The organism is Arthrobacter sp. 'calajunan', assembly GCF_046940185.1.
Taxonomy (GTDB): domain Bacteria; phylum Actinomycetota; class Actinomycetes; order Actinomycetales; family Micrococcaceae; genus Glutamicibacter; species Glutamicibacter soli.
The window spans coordinates 481,680-501,211 of sequence record NZ_JBKZDY010000002.1; the positions used below are offsets into that span (position 1 = coordinate 481,680).

Sequence of the window (19,532 nt, forward strand, 5' to 3'; positions counted from 1 at the left end):
GAACAGCCGATCCAACCATCAGGTTGCTGCTGTTCCCGGAACTTCGCCGCATTGAAATCGCAACCGAGGTACCACATCCTGCACCAACTGATGATTGCCGGAACCGAGAAAACCAGAAGCAACGGGTTGGAGCGATTCGTCTCTGAATTGAATCTCAAAACCTCTTGATCAGGCAAGGGTTTTGCTCCGCCGTCAGCTGAACGATTGACTTAGGTGACCTTTTCTACGAGCTGTCGAATATAGCGAGTAGACTCTGAGTTATTCAGGGGGTTGCCCCCACCGACCCGAGATGAGTTACCTCGGATCGCCTTGATTTTCGAAGGGAGTTCAGAATGCAGCTTGAAGGCAAGGTCATCATCGTTACGGGTGGCGCATCCGGCATCGGCGGGGCCATCAGCCGCGTCCTGCTCCGCCGCGGAGCCAAGGTCGTCGCAGTGGACCTCAACGCCGAAGCGGGAGCCAAGCTCAAGGAAGAAGCCGGCGATTCGCTGGCCTTCATCGCCGGCGACGTCAGCAAGCAGGAAACCGCAGATGCAGCAGTTGCCGCAGCCGTGGAGAACTTCGGCGGACTGAACGGCCTGGTCAACAACGCCCACGCTTCGCGCCAGGCACCGTTCACCGACCTGGACCAGGCTGCCTGGGACCTCTCGTTCAACACCGGCTTCCTGGCGACCCGCCAGTTCATGCTCGCCGCCTACCCTCACCTGAAGGACAACGGCGGCTCGATCGTGAACTTCGGTTCCGGCTCGGCCATGGTTGGCCAGCCGACCCAGGCCGCCTACGCTTCGGCCAAGGAAGCCATCCGCGGCCTGTCCCGCGTGACCGCCAACGAATGGGCGGCCAACAACATCCGCGTCAACGTGGTGTCGCCAATGGCGCTGACCGACGGCGTCAAGGCCTGGAGCCAGGCCTTCCCAGACCTGTACGAGCAGTCGCTGACCAAGGTTCCGCTGGGCCGCTTCGGCGATCCGGAAACCGATGTCGCACCGGTCGTTGCATTCCTGCTCTCGGATGACGCCAAGTACGTCACCGGCCAGACCCTCATGGCAGACGGTGGTGCCAATAAGCTCTACTAACCTCTAGACCTCTTTCCTACACTCCAGGCTCCGGGATATTGCCCCGGGGCCTGGACTGTTTTAAGGCCTGGCTCGGATGGACTCGGCAATCATGGCTCCCGTGTGAAGCACGGCCCCGGACACCACCAGCAGCCCGCCGCCTACCGGTTCGCCCAGCACGAAAGCAACCAGGCCGATTACCACCAATGTCCAGCCGACAACCATTGTCGCGGTGGATCCTCCGGTGGCCTTTGTGCCGGCACGTTTTGAAGTTTGGGTCATGGCCAGATTCTATCCGCTGGATCATTTCCATACAGCCCAATAGCCCGGAAGTTGGCTTTTTGTGTTCCTTAACGGCGTTCCGGCTTGTCCAGCTGCGGCCCCAGCAGACACAATAGCCAGGTACCCACCGACGATTGGAAGCTCCGTGACCTTGCGTGTTCTCGTCCCCTGGCAACAACTCGTCGACGGGTTGAAGCTTCCCGGAATCGAACCGATCCTCTGGCACATCAACGATGATCCGCACGATGCCCCGGAAGCCCATGTGCTGGTGACCGAACGACCTGTGAACCCCGAGCGGCGGGCCCGCGTGGCACGGGTCAAGGGCCTGCAGCACGTGCACCTCATGTCCATCGGCTACGAGTGGGTCCTTGAGCACCTGCCGACGCAGGTCACGCTGACTAATTCCCGCGGCGCCGTGGAAGACGCCACGGCGGAGCACTGCCTTGCCTTGGTCCTGGCCAGCCTGCGCGAACTGCCCAAGGCCCTGGAGCAACAGCGGGAACGGCGCTGGGAGCGGACCTGGACTTCCTCGCTGCACGGTTCGACGGTGCTACTACTGGGCGCCGGGGGCGTCGGCAGCGCCATTTCCGAGCGCCTCGCCCCGTTCAAACCTGCGCAGGTCATCACGGTGGCCTCCACGTCCAGATCCCTGCCCGATGGGAACGCCATCCACGGAATCGATTCAATCGAGGCCCTGCTGCCGCAGGCGGACGTTGTCATAGTCGCGCTGCCCCACACCGCCCAAACCGAAAAGCTGGTCAACGCTAAGTTCCTTGCATGCCTGCGCGACGGCGCCCTGCTGGTGAACATCGGCCGGGGTCCGATTATCGACACCGACGCGTTGCTGCCGGAGCTGAACAGCGGCCGCCTCCGCGCCGCGCTGGATGTCACGGACCCCGAACCCCTGCCGGCCGACCACGCGTTGTGGACCGCGCAGAACTGCATCATCACCCCGCACATGGCCGGGGACACCGGGGAGTTCCTCAGGCTGGTCAGCGAGCTGGCCATCGAACAGGTCCGCGGGATACACGCCGGCAAGAAGCCGTTCAACGTCGTGACCGACAGGAACTAGCGCGATCGCGCCGGGTTCCCGAATGGATACAGAGCCAAGTGGACATGGTAAACACTTAGTATGACTACAAGCAGCCGCGCTCCCCTCCGATCCGTCAGCCTCAGAGAGCAGGCGCGCAATGCGATCCGCACCTCCATCGTGATCGGAGAGATCGCACCGGGGCAGGTGGAGAGCGTCGTCAAGATCGCTGCTGAACTGGGAGTCTCCATCACGCCGGTCCGCGAGGCAGTAATGGACCTGGCGAATCTGGGTATCGTCGAAGTCATCAAGAACAAGGGATTCCGCGTTCCGCAGCTGACGGACCAGGACCTGGACGAGATCTTCAAGATCCGCACCATGCTCGAGGTTCCGGCAATGCTCGAAGCCGCGGAAAAGTTCGGCGACCGCGACCCCAAACCCTTCCGGGTCCTCGCCGAGGCCATCATCTCGGCCGCCGCCGCGGGGGACGTCCGGGCCTTCCTGGAAAGCGACAGGCTGTTCCACAAGGCCCTGCTGGAGACCCTGGGCAACCGGCGTCTGGTGAACACCGTTGAACAGCTGCGCGACCAGGCCCGCATGCAGGGGCTGCAGAAACTCGCCGACCACGGCGACCTGAACGAATCCGCGGCCGAGCACCTTGAAATCCTCGACGCGATCACCGCCCACGACGGCGAACGCGCGGCGGCGCTGATGAACAAGCATCTGGCGCACAGCCGGGGCATCTGGGCCGACCGGCCGGAACCCTCGGATGCATGATCTGCAGACCGCCTGCGGTGCAGACACGCAACCGCCCGGAAAATCTCCCGGCCGCGCCCGGCGTCATCTAGGCTGGTGCCTACGATGGATATCAGGGAAAAAACACACCAGAGCGGCGGCCGTCAACGAGCCATCGCCGAACCGCGCGTAGCCAACGAAGACGAATTCCGCGTCGACATCGAGCGGATCCGCTTCTCCCCCTATTTCTCCCGCCTTTCCTCGGTCACCCAGGTGATCCCGCAGGCAGGCTCCGGCACGCTGGTGCACAACCGGCTGACCCATTCGCTCAAGGTTTCCGCGGTGGCGCGTTCCATCGCCATCCGGCTGCGGACGGCCGACGAAGCAACTAGAGGACTAGTCAGCGAGTTGGGCGGTTGCGACCCAGTGGTCGTGCAGGCAGCCGCGGCGGCCCACGACCTCGGCCACCCGCCCTTCGGCCATCTGGGCGAGCAGGAGCTGGACCGGGTGGCCCGCGGCGTGCTCAAGCTTCCGGACGGTTTCGAGGGCAACGCCCAGACCTTCCGCATCCTCACTGCGCTGGACAGCTGCGACGCGACCGCGCGCGGCATGAACCTCACCAGGGCAGTGCGCGCCGCCGTGCTGAAATACCCGTGGACCCGCAACGAGTGGCGCGCCCTGGCCCCGCTGGCCCCGGAGCTGCTGCCGCGCGGGGTGGGCATCGATCCCGCCGCCGGGGCGCTGAAGTTCTCCGCCTACGACGTGGATGCCGACGAGATGCGGGACGTGCTCTCGGTGTTCCCTGGCATCGCCAAGCACCAGCAGACCGTGGAAAGCTCGGTCATGGATATCGCGGACGACATCGCCTACGCGGTGCACGACCTCGACGACTTCTACCGCGCCGGGGTGCTGCAGTACACCAGCGTCTCCGCCGAGCTGCGCGCCTGGCTGGAGCATTCCAGCCAGCTCAGTTCCCTGAAGCAGTCCGAGCTGGATGCCCGCCGCCCGGGCCACGCGCTGGAGCTGACCTGGCGCCGTACCCGCGCCAAGGACCCCTGGATCGCGGACGCGGAGGCCTTCCGCGAATCCGTCGAGCGGGTCGGCCACGACCTGGTGGAGGGCCTGCTCTCGGTCCCCTACGACGGCGGACTGGAAGCGGACCGTGCTGTCACTACCTTCACCCGGCGCTGGATCGACCGGTTGCAGGAATCGGTGACCGTTGAACGCACCCCGACCATCCGCAGCGGCCACGTCCGGCTGGGTGACGCCGCCTGGCACGATGTGATCGTGTTGAAGTTCGTGCACGCGCGCTTTGTGCTGGAACGCCCGGACCTTGCCGTGTACCAGCGCGGACAGACCCGCATCATCCGCTCGCTGGCCGAGGGATTCCACATCTGGCTCAACGACCCCGACGACGCCGGACGCGCCCCGCGCCGCCTGCTGGATTCGGTGGAGGCCACGACGGAGGAATACCGGCAGCTGCGCGAAAACACCCCGCATCTGTTCCTCCAAGCTGGCCCTGACGAAGTGCAGCGGCTGGGGCAGGCGCGCGCCATAGTGGACTACATCGCCTCGTTCACCGACGCCCAGGCGGTATCGCTGAACGCGCTGCTCACCGGCACCTCCGACAACCTGTGGGAGGCAGGCCGCGGGCTCTAGGCCGACCAACGAGCGGAGCCGGCCTTCCCGCGGATTCGATCTGCACAGTCGAGCGCTTCGACAAGATGGTGCACCCGCTGGTGAAGAACGAAAAGCCGCCGTGCTGAAAGTTTTCCAACTTTCCGCACGGCGGCTTTTCAAATATCCAAGGGCTTGCGGGAGACATTCCTGCGAAGCGGTGCCTGGGCTAGGCTGCCAGCTCGACCTTCTGCTCTTTCTTGGAGGCATCCGGGAACACGAACTTATGCAGGGCCCACCAGCGGAAGACCATCGCCAACGCGGTACCGATGATCGGTCCGGAGATGAAGTCGGCGGCTTCCTGGAACAGGAAGGAAACGTTCGGGTGGTGCAGGCCGAAGACCCAACGTGAAATGTACAGCGGAGCCGAGTTGATCACGATACCCATCGCGGACACCGCGAAGAATCCGATGACCTGGATGCGCTTGCGGTGCGCATCATTACGATCCTGGAAAGTGTACTGGCGCGAGAGCACGTAGGACACCACGGTCGCCACGGTGTTGGCGATCAGGAATGCCGTGGTCGGATGGTCTTCCATCACGGTGTACTTCAGGCCGTAGTTCACGGCCAAGGTCACGATGAAGCAGAACCCACCGACGCCGAGGAAACGCAGGGCACGGACTACCACTGGATTTTCACGTAGAGCCATACTTCTCCTGAATCCGGTGAGCGCGAAAAAACGCCTAACAAACCGATTTTAGTTTCACACGCTGGGAAGAGCCAAAGAGCCACCCAGTTTTCGCCTGTTGGTTACATTCTGCGACATCGGAAATACCGCATGCTTGCAAGGGAATTTCGGCTGATGTGTGAATTGCACCGCAAAAACTGGCAGTTTGCCGATAGCACGCCAATCTCTGCTGTTTTCGTGCCAGCCACCCCGTCTGGGGACCGAAGTTCGTGCATGGGCCACCTCTGGGAATTCCGCAATTAAAAAGCCGCACGGCACCATCCCCGGAGGGGTGGTGCCGTGCGGCTTTAGCAGGTGAGGGCTACTTGGAAACAGCCTGGGTCAGCAGTTCAAGAGCCTTGTTCAGGGTGGCGCTTGGACGCATCACAGCGGAGGTCTTTTCCTCGTTCGGACGGTAGTAGCCGTCCAGTTCGACCGGCTTGCCCTGGACCTCGGCGAGTTCGGCCACGATGGTTTCCTCGTTCTCGCCCAGTGCCTTGGCGACGTCGGCGAAGGCCGATGCCAGCTCGGCGTCCTTGTCCTGCTTGGCCAGTTCCTCGGCCCAGAACTTGGCCAGGTAGAAGTGGCTGCCGCGGTTGTCCAGCTCGCCGACCTTGCGCTTCGGCGACTTGTCTTCCAGCAGGAAGGTGCCGGTGGCGGCATCCAGGGTGTCTGCCAGGACCTGTGCGCGGGCGTTGCCGGTGGTGACTGCCAGGTGCTCGAAGGAAGCGCCCAGTGCCATGAATTCGCCCAGCGAATCCCAGCGCAGGTGGTTCTCGGACACCAGCTGCTGCACGTGCTTCGGAGCGGAGCCGCCGGCGCCGGTCTCGAACAGTCCGCCGCCTGCCAGCAGCGGCACGATGGACAGCATCTTGGCGCTGGTGCCCAGTTCCAGGATCGGGAACAGGTCGGTCAGGTAGTCGCGCAGCACGTTGCCGGTGACCGAGATGGTGTCCTCACCCTTGCGGATGCGCTCGATCGAGTACTTGGTGGCCTCGATCGGGGACAGGATCTCGATGGTCAGGCCCTCGGTGTCGTGCTCCTTGAGGTACTCGTTGACCTTGGCGATCAGCACGGCGTCGTGGGCGCGGTGCTCGTCCAGCCAGAACACGATCGGGGTCTGGGAGGCGCGGGCGCGGTTCACGGCCAGCTTCACCCAGTCGCGGATGGCGATGTCCTTGGTCTGGCAGGCGCGCCAGATGTCGCCGGCGAAGACCTGGTGCTCGATGAGCACGGTGTCGTTCTCGTCGACGATCTGCACATGTCCGTTGGCGGCCAGCTCGAAGGTCTTGTCGTGGGAGCCGTATTCCTCGGCCTTCTGGGCCATCAGGCCGACGTTCGGCACGGTGCCCATGGTGGTCGGGTCGTAGGCGCCGTTGGCACGGCAGTCCTCGATCACGGCCTGGTAGACGCCTGCGTAGGAGGAGTCGGGCAGCACGGCCAGGGTGTCTGCGGTCTCGCCCTTGGCGTCCCACATCTTGCCGCCCAGGCGGATCATGGCAGGCATGGAGGCGTCGACGATGACGTCCGATGGGACGTGCAGGTTGGTGATGCCCTTGTCGGAGTCGACCATGGCAACTGCCGGGCCCTCTTCCAGGCCCTTGGCGATCAGCTTCTCAACGCCGGCGCGCACGTCGTCGGAGAGCTCGTCCAGGCCGTTGAGGATGGCGGCCAGGCCGTTGTTCGGGTTCAGGCCGGCTGCCGCCAGCTCGTCCCCGTAGGTGTCGAACAGCTCGGAGAAGTAGGCCTTGACGACCTGGCCGAAGATGATCGGGTCGGAGACCTTCATCATGGTGGCCTTCAGGTGTGCCGAGAAGAGGATGCCCTCTTCCTTGGCGCGGGCCACGGAGGCCTTCAGGAAGTCCTGGAGGGCTGCCACGTGCATGACGGTGCCGTCGATGACCTCGTCCTTGAGCACCTTGAAAGGCTTCTTCAGGACCTTGACTTCGCCGTCTTCGCCGACGAAGCGTATGGAGATCGACTTGTCCTTGTCGATGACGATGGACTTCTCGTTCGAGGCGAAGTCGTCAACGCCCATGGTGGCGACGTTGGTCTTCGAGTCCGCGGCCCAGGCGCCCATGGAGTGTGGGTACTTGCGGGCGTAGTTCTTCACGCTCAGCGGTGCGCGGCGGTCGGAGTTGCCCTCGCGCAGCACCGGGTTCACGGCGGAGCCCTTGATCTTGTCGTAGCGGGCGCGGACGTCGGTCTCTTCGTCGGAGGAAGGGTTGTCCGGGTAATCCGGCAGGGCGTAGCCTGCGGCCTGCAGCTCGGCGATCGCGGCCTTCAGCTGCGGGATCGACGCGGAGATGTTCGGAAGCTTGATGATGTTAGCTTCCGGGGTCTTGGCCAGGTCGCCAAGCTCAGCCAGGGCGTCGCCGATGCGCTGCTCTTCGGTGATGTAGTCCGGGAAGGTGGCGATGATGCGGCCGGCCAGCGAGATGTCGCGGGTCTCCAGCTCCACACCGGCGGTCGAGGCGAAGGCCTCCACGATCGGCAGGAACGAGTGGGTCGCCAGCATCGGCGCTTCGTCGGTGTGGGTGTAAATAATCTTGGCCATAGGTGTGGCTTCTCCCTGAACGTCGTGCGGAAGCGGGGTTATCCGCCCTGAACTCAACGTTCCAAATCTACCCGATTTTGCTCCGCGCCACACTTTCCAGTCCCGGAAAATACGCCGAAAGAGCCCTAAAATTCGCCCAATTGCCGGGTGGGAGGGGCTACGAGCAGTTCGTCACATTTAAGTTAATCGTCGATAACTCAAGCGCCATGTTCGCTATTCGGCCAGCTGCGCCGTCAGCACGCGGAGCGATGCCGCCACCTCATCGAAGATGCCGGCAGGGTCCGCGGATTCGCCGGACCGCTCGGCCAGGCCGAAGCACTGCCAGGTCACGCGCCAGCAGGTTGCGAGCATTTCGCCGATCAGCAGCGCGGGTATGGCCGCGAGCAGCCCGCGTCCGGTCAGGTAATCGGAAACCGCGGCCACCAGCTCCTGCTCCTGCCGCGTGGCCACCAGCAGCAACCGCGGCTCGGCCGCCATCAGCCGCGAAACACGGCGGAATTCATTGCCCTGGACTTCTTCCAGCAGCATGCTCCGGAAGGCGGCCAGCAGCAGGCGCAGAATGCTTGCCCCGTCAGCGCCGTCGGGGATGTCGCAGCCCTCCACCGCTTCAAACAGCCCGCGCTCGGCAGGCAGCATGGCCGCTTCCCTGGAGGGAACGTAGCGGAAAAAGGTCCGTTCGGAAATTCCGGCACGCTGGGCGATGCGCCCCACCGTCACCGCGTCGAAGCCCTGCTCTTCCAGAATGTCCAAGGCCGCGGACCGGATGCCCTGCAGGGTCGCGGCTTTGCGTTCGTCTCGGATTCCCACCGTGCACTCCTCGCGTTCGGTTGCCTGTCGCCATGGTATCCCGGGTATCCAAGCATATTTCCTGTCACACTCTGACAGATTCATCCCTTAAATGTGTCAGACTATGACAGAATTTTTGAGTCTTCCCTTCAAGAACGAGGTAACCGTGTCCACCGAACACATCCAAACCGCCCAGGGCGCGCCGCCGGCCGGCCCCCAGCTGTCCACCCGGCAGGTGACCGGGATCATCGCGGCCCTGGCGCTGGCCGCCTTCATGATGATCCTCAACGAGACGGTGCTGACCGTGGCGCTGCCCGGCATCATGAACGACCTGCAGATTTCAGCTGCCACGGGGCAGTGGCTGACGACCGGATTCCTGCTGACCCTATCGGTGGTGATTCCGACGACCGGCTTCCTGCTGCAGCACTTCAACCACCGTTCGCTGTTCATGTTCGCCATCATCAGCTTCATCATCGGCACCGCCGTCGCGGCGCTGGCTCCCAGCTTCGTGCTGCTCCTGGCCGCCCGCATGGTCCAGGCGCTGGGCACGGCCATTGTGCTGCCCCTGCTCATGACCACCACGCTGCGACTGGTGCCGGCGCAGCGCCGCGGCACGGTCATGGGACTGAACTCCGTGGTCATCGGCGTGGGACCGGCCGTGGGACCCACCGTTTCCGGCGCGGTGGTCCACGCGTGGGGCTGGCACTACATCTTCGCCATGATGCTGCCGATCTCGGTGCTGGTCCTCATTCTCGGCGCCGTCTTCTTCAAGGTTCCCGCCAGCGCGCAGAAAACCCGCGTCGACGCAGCGTCCGTGCTCCTTTCCGCGGTGGCCTTCGGCCTGCTGGTCTACGGCATTTCAAGCATCGAGCACGCCTCGCAGAACCCCGCCATGGCCATCGCCAGCTTCGCCATCGGCGCGTTGTCCCTGGTCTTGTTCATCCGCCGCCAGCGGGGGCTGGCGCGCGAGGGGCGCGAACTGCTGAATCTCGCTCCCTTCGCCTCGCGCAACTTCCGGCTAGCCATGATCCTGATCATGATCGCCTTCGGCACGCTGCTCGGTTCGCTCATGGTTGTGCCGATCCTCCTCGAATCCGGGCGGGGACTGGACTCGCTGACCATCGGCCTGATGCTCCTGCCGGGCGGGCTGGCCCAGGCGGTGGCCTCCCCGGTCTTCGGGCGCGTCTACGACCGCTTCGGCCCGCGCCCGGTATTGATCCCGGGAACCGCCATGCTGGCCCTGGGCCAGTGGCTCTATGTGGGCGTGCGCGCCGACAGCCCGCTGTGGCTGTTCGCCACCGCGCACGTGGTCTTCTCCATCGGATTCGCGCTGCTCATGACCGGGTTGATGTCCTCGGCCATGGCTTCGGTGGATCCGCGCCTGTTCGGCCATGGCTCCGCGATCTTCAATACCGGCCAGCAGCTGGGCGGCGCCATCGGCACTACGCTGTTCGTCACCGTCCTGACCCTGCTGTCCACCGCGCAGGAGGCTTCCGGAACCAGCGCCGTCCAGGCCCTGTTCGACGGCGCGCACGTGGCCTTCCTCATCGGCGCGGTGCTGGCCAGCGCAACGGTGGTTCTCTCGCTGTTCATCGGACGCGGCACCGCGCCCACGGGCAGGTAGCCGCATCCCTCCGAGGCAGGGCCTCGGGCAGTTTCCCAGCCTCCGCCAAGGTTGGGAGCCTCGTGAAGCGCAGCTCGCTAGGGTTAGGTCATCTGCCAAACCCAGGCGGAGGCCGAGCAGCTTGAGCGGTCGGCACGCTACCGAAGACAAGGGAGAGAACATGGGCAACAACCACGACGAAACCGTCGCACCAGACAAGACCCCTGATCCGCAGGGCAAGAACACCACCGTCCCGGATTCCCCGACCTCGTCTCCGATTCCCTTCGGCCACGAAGACGACGACGAGCAGAAGAAGGACTCGACCCAGCGGTAGGAGTTGCACGCTTCTTCACAACGGACAGCGGGCCGGCAGGTACGAGATTCGTACCTGCCGGCCCGCTGGCTTGTGCAGCAGGACTGGTTAGCCCTCGGCCGGGAACCTGCCCCACACGCGGTGCCGGGAGACCAGATCCTCCAAGACTCCGGGCAGTGAATCCGCGTCAACCAGTTCCACGCCCGGATCGCCGCTTGGCAGCCCGGCGGCGTTCACCGCGCCATAGGCCGCTTCATCCAAGCACAGGATCGGCTTGCTCTGGCGGTAGGCCTCCTGCACCAGCAGGACCACGCGGGGATCCGCCGACTGCGGCACGCCCACGCCGGCTCCCGCCTTGGTGTCCAGGGGAACCTGCGCATCGGCCGCCGGAGGCAGCGCCCCGGCAAGCACCAGCGCGTCGAACTCGATCGAGCGGGTAGTGAAATAGGTCCGGTCCACTTCCATCCCCGACTCGGTCTTCCCGCCATGGGGCGCGACAATCAGCGGCGTCATCCCCTTGGCGCGGATCGCCTCGGCCAGCTCCTTGTCCTGCGGGTAGCCGGGCAAGCCGACGACTATCCCGATCTGGCGTCCGTCCACCGGCCAGGTGCCGCCAACCTGGGAGAGGGCCGGACTCGACGGCAGATCGTCGATGTCCTGCTGCGGCGCAGGGGCCGGCAGCCCGAGCGCGCTGGCCACCGCGGCGGCGAGGTCCGCGTCGATCTCCGCCAGGCACTGGACCTGGCGCTCGCGGATCGTGTTATCCGCGCACTTGCCCAATTCAAAGCTGTAGGCCTGCTTGATATGGTCGCGTTCCTGGGCGCTGAGGCTGCGGTAGAACAGCCGCGCTTGGGAGTAATGGTCCGAGAAGCTCACCGGTTCGCTGCGCTGCCTGGTGCCCGCGGTTTCCTGCGGGTACTCCAAGGCCGGGAATTCCTGGCCGTTGGCCAGCTCCGCCATGAACGGGCATCCGCCGTCCAGCGAATTCGGCTTGTAGGGCGCGATGCCCTCATGGATATTGTGCTGGTGATAGCCATCCCGGAACATGTCGTTGACCGGGTTCTTCGGGCTGTTGATCGGGATCTGGGCGAAGTTCGGCCCGCCCAGGCGGGTCAGCTGGGTATCCAGGTAGGAGAACAGGCGCGCTTGCAGCAAGGGATCATCGGTAATGTCGATGCCCGGCACCAGATGGCCCGGGTGGAAGGCAACCTGCTCGGTTTCGGCGAAGTAGTTCGATGGATTGCGATCCAGCACCATCTTGCCGATCAGCTGCACCGGGCACAGCTCTTCCGGGACGAACTTGGTGGGATCGAGCAGGTCGATGCCCTGGAAGGTCGCGGTGCCGTCATCCTCGAAAAGCTGGACGCCCAGCTCCCATTCCGGATAGGCGCCGGCATCAATCGCGTCAGCCAGGTCCCGGCGGTGGAAGTCCGGGTCCGCTCCTGCGGCCAGCTGGGCTTCTTCCCATGTCAGCGAGTGGACACCGAGCTTCGGCTTCCAGTGGAACTTGACCAGGGAGGCCTTGCCGCCCGGTCCGATCATGCGGAAGGTATGCACGCCAAAGCCTTCCATCATGCGGTAGGACCGCGGAATCCCGCGGTCGCTCATGTTCCACATGGTGTGGGCCTGCGCCGGGGTGTGCAGGGAGACGAAATCCCAGAAGGTATCGTGCGCCGACTGGGCCTGCGGAATTTCCCGATCCGGCTCGGGCTTCACCGCGTGGACGATGTCCGGGAACTTGATTCCGTCCTGGATGAAGAAGACCGGGATGTTGTTCCCCACGAGGTCGAAAACGCCTTCCTCGGTGTAGAACTTCGTGGCGAAGCCTCGGGTGTCGCGGGCCGTGTCCATCGAACCGCGGGAGCCAGCTACCGTGGAGAAGCGCACGAAGACATCGGTCTGCTTGTTCGGCTTCAGGAAATCCGCAACGCAGAAGTCTGCGGCATTGCCGTAGCTGACGAACTTTCCATGCGCGCCGGCACCGCGGGCGTGGACCACGCGCTCCGGGATGCGCTCATGGTCGAAGTGCATGATTTTCTCGCGCAAATGGTGGTCTTGAAGGAGGATCGGTCCCCGCTCGCCCACTTTCAAGGAGTGGTCGGTATCCGTCAACGGGGATCCCTGGCTCGTGGTCAGGTGCTTCGAGGTCTGCCCCGGAGCCTTGTCCCGGCGGTCCGCTTCCGGATTGGTGGGATGTGCTGATTCGGTCGTCATTGCGTGCTCCTTCGTCCTGGAATTCTTTCGGAATGCCTTCGGCTGTCCCGCGCGGTGCTCCGCGATACGGTGAACAGCAAGGTCTTTGCCACGCTATGGGTTCGGGCAGGCCGTTTCCATGAAGCCTGCTAATTCCCATGCTCTTTCCAGCCTTGGTGCTCCCAGCGCCATACGACGAGAGATTGTTGAACAATCTTGGTTTTTGGTGCATTCTGTAAGCAACACATTTATCGAGACGGGGATCACAATGCCATTCATAGACCTGAATTCCGATGTCGGCGAGTCCTTCGGCAACTGGAGCATGGGCGACGACGCCGCCATCTTCACCTCCGTCTCCTCGGCCAATGTCGCCTGCGGATTCCACGCCGGCGACCCCAGCACCATCCGCCAAACCTGCATGGACGCGGTCGCCGCCTCGGTGACCATCGGGGCGCATGTGGGCTATCGCGACCTGGCCGGATTCGGCCGCCGCTTCGTTGACTGCTCGGCCACGGAACTGGCTGACGACGTGCTCTACCAGCTTGGCGCCCTGCAGGCTCTGGCCCGCTCGGCCGGCGGGGAGATCAAGTACGTCAAGCCGCACGGCGCGCTCTACAACACGATCGTGCACCACGAGGTGCACGCTCAGGCCGTCGTGGACGCCATCAAGGCCTTCGGCGAAGACCTGCCGGTGCTGCTGCTGCCCGGATCCGTGGCGTTGGCCAAGGCCGAGAAGGCAGGGCTGCGCGGGGTGGCCGAAGCCTTTGCCGACCGCAACTACAACCCGGACGGCACCCTGGTCTCGCGCCGCGAAGCCAACGCCGTGCTGCACGACCCGGCGGCAGTCACCGCGAACATGATCCGTCTGGCCACCGAGGGCACCTTGGAGGCAGTGGACGGCAGCACCATCACCATGCCCGCCGAAAGCATCTGCCTGCACGGTGACACCGCCGGAGCCGTGGCCATGGCCGCCGCGGTCCGCGAAGGCTTGGAATCCGCTGGCGTGAGCATTAAGAGCTTTGCATGAGCCAGCGCGACGTACGGCTGGCCGGCAGCCGCTCGGTGCTGGTTGAGCTCCCGGACCTGGATTCAGTGCTGGGTTTGTCCGCTCTGCTGCGCACCAGCCCGCTGCCCGGACAGCTCGATGTGCTCGCCGCGGCGAGCACCGTGTTCATCAAGGCCGACTGCGCGGCCAACGCGCAAGCCATCGCCAAGACCGTGCGCACCCTGGAACTGGGGTCCTCCGCGGCCGCGACCGGTTCGCTGATCACTGTGCCCGTCCATTACGACGGCGAAGACCTGGCCGAGGTGGCCCGGCTGACCTCGCTGAGTCCCGAGGCGGTCATCAACGCCCATTCCCAGCAGATCTGGCGGGCGGCCTTCGGTGGCTTCGCCCCGGGCTTCGCCTACCTGCGCGGCGAGAACCAGCTGCTGAACGTGCCGCGCCGCGCCACCCCGCGCAAGGCGGTCCCCGCCGGCGCGGTGGCGCTGGCCGGAGAGTACTCGGCCGTCTACCCCCGCCAGTCCCCCGGCGGCTGGCAGCTGATCGGCCACACCGATGCAGTGCTGTGGGACCTTGAGCGCGAGAACCCCGCGCTGATCCGCCCGCAGGACCGCGTGCAGTTCATCCCCAGCCGCGCCGCATTGACCGTGGCGGACGCCCCCGCCGCCGAACCGGCCCCAGACACCGAGCGCCCGGCGTCCTCCGCCGCCCAGCTGGAGATCCTGGATCCGGGACTGCAGTCGCTGATCCAGGACGCTGGCCGTCCGGGCCTGGGCGATCTGGGAGTCAGCACCGCCGGCTGGGCCGATGCCATCTCCGCCGCCCAGGCCAACCGCCTGGTCGGCAACCAGCCAGGCGCCGCCGTCATCGAGAACCTGCTGGGCACGCTCACACTGCGCGCCCGCGGGGATGCGGTGCTCGCGGTCTCCGGAGCCTCCGCCACCGTGGACATCACCCCGGTGGAAGGCGACGACTTCCACGAGGCCCGGCAGATCCCCATGGACACGCCCTTCGCGCTGCTCGACGGCGAGCTGCTCACCCTCGCCCCGAACGGCGCCGGCCTGCGCAGCTACCTGGGCGTGCGCGGCGGGTTCGACGTCCCGCAGGTGCTGGGTTCCCGCTCCAGCGACTCGATGTCTGGCATCGGCCCCGCGCCGCTGCGCGCTGGGCAGCTGCTGCCGGTCGGAGAAGTCTCCGGCCTGCAGGTGGTGGGCAACCCCGAGCCCTCGCCGCTGCCGGTGCCCGACGAGCACGGCGTCTTCACGCTGCGCATCACCCCCGGCCCGCGCGAGGACTGGTTCGGCGCCCCGGGACTGGCCCGGCTGGCCGGCCAGCTCTGGAAGGCCTCCGCGGATTCGAACCGCGTGGGCGTCCGGCTGGAATTGGGCCAGGACGACGCGCGGCCGCTGGAACGGGTGCGCGCGGGCGAGCTGGCTTCCGAGGGCGTGGCCCTGGGCTCGCTGCAGGTCCCGCCCTCCGGTCTTCCGGTGCTGTTCCTGGCCGACCACCCGGTCACCGGCGGCTACCCGGTGATCGCCGCGGTCGTCGACGAAGACCTGCCCGCCGCCGCCCAGCTGCCCCCGGGCTCGCTGATCCGCTTTGAACTGACATCCCGTCCCGGCACCCGCACTCCCGTGAAGGAATCCCGCGCATGAAAAAAGTACTGATCGCCAACCGCGGCGAGATCGCCGTCCGCATCGCCCGAGCCTGCACCGACGCCCAGCTGGTCTCCGTGGCCATCTACTCGGATCCGGATGCCGACGCCCTGCATGTGCGCCGCGCCGACGAGGCCTACGCGCTGAACGGCTCGCAGAGCGCCGACACCTACCTGGACATCGCCAAGATCATCGAGATCGGCACCCGCGCCGGCGCCGACGCGGTGCACCCGGGCTACGGCTTCCTGGCCGAAAACGCCGATTTCGCCCAAGCGGTCATCGATGCAGGCATGACCTGGATCGGCCCGTCCCCCGAATCCATCCGGGCTTTGGGCAACAAGGTCACCGCCCGCGAGATCGCCGTGCGCGCCGGAGCCCCGCTGGTGCCGGGCACCGACGGCCCTGTGGCCGACGCGGCCGAGGTGCGCGCCTTCGCCGAGCAGTTCGGCCTGCCGGTGGCCATCAAGGCGGCCTTTGGCGGCGGCGGACGCGGCATCAAGGTGGTCCGCGCGCTGGAAGACATCGAGGCCTCCTACGAATCGGCGGTGCGCGAGGCGACCGCCGCCTTCGGCCGCGGCGAATGCTTCGTCGAGCGCTTCCTGGACAAGCCGCGCCACGTCGAGGCGCAGGTGCTGGCCGATGCGCACGGCAACGCCGTGGTGGTCGGCACCCGCGACTGCTCGCTGCAGCGCCGCCACCAGAAGCTCGTCGAGGAGGCCCCGGCCCCCTTCCTCACCGACGAGCAGCGCGCCTCCATCCACTCCTCCGCCAAGGCGATCTGCCTGGAGGCAGGCTACGTGGGCGCCGGAACCGTTGAATACCTGGTGGCCCCGGACGGGCTGATCTCCTTCTTGGAGGTCAACACCCGCCTGCAGGTGGAGCACCCGATCACCGAGGAAACCACCGGCGTGGACCTGGTGGCCGAGCAGCTGCGCATCGCCGCCGGCAAGCCGCTGTCCTTCACCGAGGATCCGGCCCCGACCGGGCACAGCTTCGAGTTCCGCATCAACGCCGAGGACCCGGCGCGCGGCTTCCTGCCGGGCCCCGGACGCATCACCGGCTTCGAGGCTCCGACCGGCTCGGGCATCCGCGTGGATTCGGGAGTACGCACCAACTCGGTGGTCCCCTCCTACTACGACTCGCTGATGGCCAAGCTGATCGTCACCGGCGCCACCCGCGCGCAGGCGCTGCGCCGCGCGAAGCAGGCTCTGGATGAAATGACCATCACCGGCGTGCCCTCGGTGCTTCCTTTCCACCGCGCCGTGGTGCGCAACGCCGAGTTCACCCGGGATGACGCCTACGGGGTCTACACCACGTGGATCGAGGCGGAGTTCGCCGAGGACCTCGCGTCCAGCCCGGAAATCGCCGCTGCCCAGCCGGGCGCCGAACGAGAGACCCTCACCATCGAAATCGAGGGCAAGGCCATGAACATCGGACTGCCGGCCTCGCTGGTGGATTCCATCCGCCATGGCGGGCACGGGGCCGCCATGGAAGCCGCCGCGGACAACGTCGAGGCCGCCGCCAGCGCAGCCACCCTGAGCGCCCCGATGAACGGGAACCTGGTCAAGTGGGTGGCCGAGGACGGCGCCGCGGTCGCCGCCGGCGACACCGTGGCAGTGCTGGAAGCCATGAAAATGGAATCCAACGTCACCGCGCACGCCTCCGGCACCTTCACCCGGGGCGCGCAGACCCCGGGAACCATGATTTCCCGCGGGGAAGACATGGGGCGCATCGCTTAACGCTTTGCACTGCGTCCTTCAGGGTGAATTAGATTGGAAGCATGCTCGTGAATGACCTGATTCGTGCTCTCCCGCTGGACGAGGAGGCAACCCACGCCCATACCGGCGCCTGGGTTGCCTCGGTGCTGCGCACCAAAATCGCCGAGGGGCAGCTGCGCCCGGGAACGAAGCTCTCCGAGCAGGCTCTGGCCCAGGCCCTAGGCGTCTCGCGCAACACGCTGCGCGAGGCATTCACCGTGCTGGGCAACGAGCTGATCATTACGCGTATCCCCAACCGCGGGGTGTTTGTCGCCTCCCCGGGCATGGACGATGTCAAGGAAATCTATGCGGTACGCCGCATGATCGAACCCGCGGCGCTGCACTGGGGCCCGAAGCTCAACGTGCCAGCCCTTGAACGGATCATCAAGAAGGCCCGCACCGCCCTGGCCTCCGGGAAGATCGAGGCGATGGCGACCGCCAACCAGCGCTTCCACGAGGAGGTTGTGCGCGCCAGCGGCAGCGCCCAGCTGCAGGAGCTGATGACCCGGGTGCTGGCCCAGATGCGATTGGTCTTCCACGCCATGAGCGATGCCCCGGACTTCCACTCGCACTACGTCGAGCTCAACGCGTCGCTGGTCGAGATGCTGCGCGACGGCGAGCGCGAGCAGGCCGCGACCGCGCTGCGCAACTACCTGGACGTCGCGGAAACCGAGCTGCTCTCCCATCTGGAGGAGCGGATGGACGCCGACGGCAACTAGCCCTGCCGGCACCGATTACGTTCAGGCGTTCTCGGGAGCCGCGAGCGCGGCCCCTGAGTCGATGCGCTCCAGCGCACGGGGCAGGTGCTTGCGCGAGTTCACGGCAACCACTGCAAGGGACAGCAGGCACAGGAGAACCGCGGCGCCCATGATCCACAGGCTGGAGACCCACTGGGCCACCAGGGCAATCACCGTGGGCGCCAGGAACCCGGCGTAGGCAAAGGTGTAGAAGAAGCCCGTCAGCAGGCCAAGCTCGTCCGGGCCCGCGGCGCGCTGCAGTTCAAGCAGCCCGCCCACCATCAACAGGCCGTTGCCGCAACCGAGCAGCACCGAAGCGCCCAGGCCGAGCGCCGGGCTGTTGAGCAGGATCGCCCCGATGATGGCCAGCATGCCGCCAAGCACCACTGCGACGCCCAGCAGCAGGGTGCGGGCGCTGTTGACGGTATCGACCCTGCGTCCCAGCGGCTGAATCAGCACCCCGCATCCCATGGTCAGCGCCACCGCCACGGTGGTGTAGGTATGGCGTGCCGCACCGCCCATGGCGGGAACCATCTCCGGAATCACCACGAAGCCCATGGTCGCCGCCGCGAACACCCACGGGGCGGCGGGCGCGATGACCGCCCAGAACCGTTTGCCGCCGCGCTGCTGCGCCGCACCGCCCGGTACTGGCCGGGTCTGGGTTCCGGGCGCCGTGGCTTGCGGGAGCTGGCGTTGCCTGGTTTCGGGGAGCTTGCGCAGCAGGATCAGGACCGGCAGGCACAACAGGATGTGCGTTGCGTAGGGAAGGACATCCGGCATCGGCGCCCACGCCACCAGCATTCCCCCGGCCACCGGGCCCAGGCAGAATCCGGTGGAGGTCAGCAGCGAGGCACGCCGGGCCCCGGATCCGGCCGTCGAGTTCGGGTCCCAGGGTGCTTGGGAGAGCTCCTTGACCCAGCTTGTTGCAGCCGCCATGCCCAGGCCGGTCGCCGTGCCGGCCAGCAGCCTGCCGGCGAACAGCGGCAAGGGACCGAGGTGCGAGAGCATCAAGGCAAGGCTCGCGGCAATGGAGATCAGCACCGCGATCATCGTGAGGCGTTTTCGTCCACGCAGGTCAGAGGCGCGCCCGCCGAGCAGCAGTGCCGGTACGAGTCCCAGCACGTAGATGCCCAGCAAGGAGGTCACCAGCACTTCCGAGAAGCCGTGGTCCTGCCGGTAATGCACCAGCAGCGCGACGTATTGGTTGGCTCCCCATCCCACCAGAAGCAGGCTCAGTGCTGCGGGGAACCAATATTTTGCCTGTTGCGCCATGGACCGATGTTTCTTTCACGTTCAAGAAGTGATGGCGACCAACTGTCCACCATTCACGCCAGTGTGTCATAATTCACAGCGCAATGACGGATTCATGACGCCGCTTCCACGCGCCCCAGCGGCACAGCTGGCAATCCGGCGTCCAGCGCTTGTCGATATGATCAAACCTGGGCTGGATATTTTCCCCTCCCAGGAGAAGAACAGCCGATA

Annotated in this window: 16 protein-coding genes; 10 read left to right on the top strand and 6 right to left on the bottom strand. The window is 65.8% G+C overall.

Going from position 1 to position 19,532, the window contains the following annotated elements; all coding sequences use genetic code 11:
* Positions 1-332 precede the first annotated feature (332 nt).
* A complete protein-coding gene (locus tag RF641_RS04740) occupies positions 333-1,076 on the top strand; it encodes an SDR family NAD(P)-dependent oxidoreductase (protein ID WP_053797442.1) in 744 nt (247 codons plus the stop codon).
* A gap of 60 nt (positions 1,077-1,136) precedes the next feature.
* On the opposite strand, the gene RF641_RS04745 is transcribed toward RF641_RS04740, so the two are convergent.
* Entirely contained in the window at positions 1,137-1,337 is a 201-nt protein-coding gene (locus RF641_RS04745) for a hypothetical protein (protein WP_424572632.1), read from the bottom strand.
* Between the two features lie 145 nt (positions 1,338-1,482).
* On the opposite strand from RF641_RS04745, the gene RF641_RS04750 reads away from it, so the two are divergent.
* The 3 genes from RF641_RS04750 to RF641_RS04760 all read left to right on the top strand — a co-directional run bounded on the left by RF641_RS04750 (position 1,483) and on the right by RF641_RS04760 (position 4,761).
* A complete protein-coding gene (locus RF641_RS04750) occupies positions 1,483-2,409 on the top strand; it encodes a 2-hydroxyacid dehydrogenase (RefSeq protein ID WP_424572633.1) in 927 nt (308 codons plus the stop codon).
* Between the two features lie 60 nt (positions 2,410-2,469).
* The gene (locus RF641_RS04755; protein WP_424572634.1) at positions 2,470-3,144 is read left to right on the top strand and encodes a GntR family transcriptional regulator; all 675 of its coding nucleotides are present in this window, start codon (positions 2,470-2,472) and stop codon (positions 3,142-3,144) included.
* Between the two features lie 84 nt (positions 3,145-3,228).
* Complete coding sequence (locus RF641_RS04760; RefSeq protein ID WP_424572635.1) at positions 3,229-4,761, top strand: deoxyguanosinetriphosphate triphosphohydrolase family protein; 1,533 nt, start codon at positions 3,229-3,231, stop codon at positions 4,759-4,761.
* A 187-nt stretch (positions 4,762-4,948) separates the two neighbouring features.
* Here the strand turns inward: RF641_RS04760 and RF641_RS04765 are convergent, their stop codons facing one another.
* The 3 genes from RF641_RS04765 to RF641_RS04775 all read right to left on the bottom strand — a co-directional run bounded on the left by RF641_RS04765 (position 4,949) and on the right by RF641_RS04775 (position 8,810).
* Positions 4,949-5,428 carry a GtrA family protein gene (locus tag RF641_RS04765; RefSeq protein WP_424572636.1) on the bottom strand — a complete coding sequence of 160 codons (480 nt, stop codon included), beginning with the start codon at positions 5,426-5,428 and terminating at the stop codon, positions 4,949-4,951.
* A 340-nt stretch (positions 5,429-5,768) separates the two neighbouring features.
* Positions 5,769-8,003, bottom strand: a complete 2,235-nt coding sequence (locus tag RF641_RS04770; RefSeq protein WP_424572637.1) for an NADP-dependent isocitrate dehydrogenase — start codon at positions 8,001-8,003, stop codon at positions 5,769-5,771.
* A 213-nt stretch (positions 8,004-8,216) separates the two neighbouring features.
* The gene (locus tag RF641_RS04775; RefSeq protein ID WP_424572638.1) at positions 8,217-8,810 is read right to left on the bottom strand and encodes a TetR/AcrR family transcriptional regulator; all 594 of its coding nucleotides are present in this window, start codon (positions 8,808-8,810) and stop codon (positions 8,217-8,219) included.
* A 103-nt stretch (positions 8,811-8,913) separates the two neighbouring features.
* On the opposite strand from RF641_RS04775, the gene RF641_RS04780 reads away from it, so the two are divergent.
* Entirely contained in the window at positions 8,914-10,413 is a 1,500-nt protein-coding gene (locus RF641_RS04780) for an MDR family MFS transporter (RefSeq protein WP_424572639.1), read from the top strand.
* A gap of 160 nt (positions 10,414-10,573) precedes the next feature.
* Positions 10,574-10,726: a hypothetical protein gene (locus RF641_RS04785; RefSeq protein ID WP_157359296.1), complete on the top strand. Its 153-nt coding sequence runs from the start codon at positions 10,574-10,576 to the stop codon at positions 10,724-10,726.
* Positions 10,727-10,813: 87 nt separating this feature from the next.
* Here the strand turns inward: RF641_RS04785 and RF641_RS04790 are convergent, their stop codons facing one another.
* Complete coding sequence (locus RF641_RS04790; RefSeq protein WP_424572640.1) at positions 10,814-12,919, bottom strand: catalase; 2,106 nt, start codon at positions 12,917-12,919, stop codon at positions 10,814-10,816.
* Positions 12,920-13,166: 247 nt separating this feature from the next.
* Here RF641_RS04790 and RF641_RS04795 point away from each other — a divergent pair, with 247 nt between their 5' ends.
* Genes RF641_RS04795 through RF641_RS04810 form a run of 4 tightly spaced genes read left to right on the top strand, consistent with a single transcriptional unit; the run spans position 13,167 to position 18,032 of the window.
* The gene (locus RF641_RS04795; protein ID WP_424572641.1) at positions 13,167-13,925 is read left to right on the top strand and encodes a LamB/YcsF family protein; all 759 of its coding nucleotides are present in this window, start codon (positions 13,167-13,169) and stop codon (positions 13,923-13,925) included.
* Complete coding sequence (locus RF641_RS04800) at positions 13,922-15,556, top strand: carboxyltransferase domain-containing protein (RefSeq protein ID WP_424572642.1); 1,635 nt, start codon at positions 13,922-13,924, stop codon at positions 15,554-15,556. The genes RF641_RS04795 and RF641_RS04800 overlap by 4 nt, the downstream gene beginning before the upstream one ends.
* A complete protein-coding gene (locus tag RF641_RS04805; RefSeq protein WP_424572643.1) occupies positions 15,553-17,295 on the top strand; it encodes an acetyl/propionyl/methylcrotonyl-CoA carboxylase subunit alpha in 1,743 nt (580 codons plus the stop codon). Before RF641_RS04800 ends, RF641_RS04805 begins: the two co-directional genes overlap by 4 nt.
* 41 nt (positions 17,296-17,336) lie before the next feature.
* Positions 17,337-18,032 carry a GntR family transcriptional regulator gene (locus tag RF641_RS04810; RefSeq protein ID WP_424572644.1) on the top strand — a complete coding sequence of 232 codons (696 nt, stop codon included), beginning with the start codon at positions 17,337-17,339 and terminating at the stop codon, positions 18,030-18,032.
* Between the two features lie 21 nt (positions 18,033-18,053).
* Here the strand turns inward: RF641_RS04810 and RF641_RS04815 are convergent, their stop codons facing one another.
* Positions 18,054-19,322 carry an MFS transporter gene (locus tag RF641_RS04815; protein WP_113606848.1) on the bottom strand — a complete coding sequence of 423 codons (1,269 nt, stop codon included), beginning with the start codon at positions 19,320-19,322 and terminating at the stop codon, positions 18,054-18,056.
* Positions 19,323-19,532: the final 210 nt, after the last annotated feature.

Excerpts from the sequence above, each read along its gene's own strand:
- RF641_RS04780 (WP_424572639.1), top strand. The coding sequence starts at position 8,914 with ATGACAGAATTTTTGAGTCTTCCCTTCAAGAACGAGGTAACCGTGTCC.
- RF641_RS04800 (WP_424572642.1), top strand. The coding sequence starts at position 13,922 with ATGAGCCAGCGCGACGTACGGCTGGCCGGCAGCCGCTCGGTGCTGGTT.
- RF641_RS04760 (WP_424572635.1), top strand. The coding sequence starts at position 3,229 with ATGGATATCAGGGAAAAAACACACCAGAGCGGCGGCCGTCAACGAGCC.
- RF641_RS04765 (WP_424572636.1), bottom strand. The coding sequence starts at position 5,428 with ATGGCTCTACGTGAAAATCCAGTGGTAGTCCGTGCCCTGCGTTTCCTC.
- RF641_RS04815 (WP_113606848.1), bottom strand. The coding sequence starts at position 19,322 with ATGGCGCAACAGGCAAAATATTGGTTCCCCGCAGCACTGAGCCTGCTT.
- RF641_RS04770 (WP_424572637.1), bottom strand. The coding sequence starts at position 8,003 with ATGGCCAAGATTATTTACACCCACACCGACGAAGCGCCGATGCTGGCG.
- RF641_RS04810 (WP_424572644.1), top strand. The coding sequence starts at position 17,337 with ATGCTCGTGAATGACCTGATTCGTGCTCTCCCGCTGGACGAGGAGGCA.
- RF641_RS04755 (WP_424572634.1), top strand. The coding sequence starts at position 2,470 with ATGACTACAAGCAGCCGCGCTCCCCTCCGATCCGTCAGCCTCAGAGAG.
- RF641_RS04795 (WP_424572641.1), top strand. The coding sequence starts at position 13,167 with ATGCCATTCATAGACCTGAATTCCGATGTCGGCGAGTCCTTCGGCAAC.
- RF641_RS04790 (WP_424572640.1), bottom strand. The coding sequence starts at position 12,919 with ATGACGACCGAATCAGCACATCCCACCAATCCGGAAGCGGACCGCCGG.
- RF641_RS04745 (WP_424572632.1), bottom strand. The coding sequence starts at position 1,337 with ATGACCCAAACTTCAAAACGTGCCGGCACAAAGGCCACCGGAGGATCC.
- RF641_RS04740 (WP_053797442.1), top strand. The coding sequence starts at position 333 with ATGCAGCTTGAAGGCAAGGTCATCATCGTTACGGGTGGCGCATCCGGC.
- RF641_RS04785 (WP_157359296.1), top strand. The coding sequence starts at position 10,574 with ATGGGCAACAACCACGACGAAACCGTCGCACCAGACAAGACCCCTGAT.
- RF641_RS04805 (WP_424572643.1), top strand. The coding sequence starts at position 15,553 with ATGAAAAAAGTACTGATCGCCAACCGCGGCGAGATCGCCGTCCGCATC.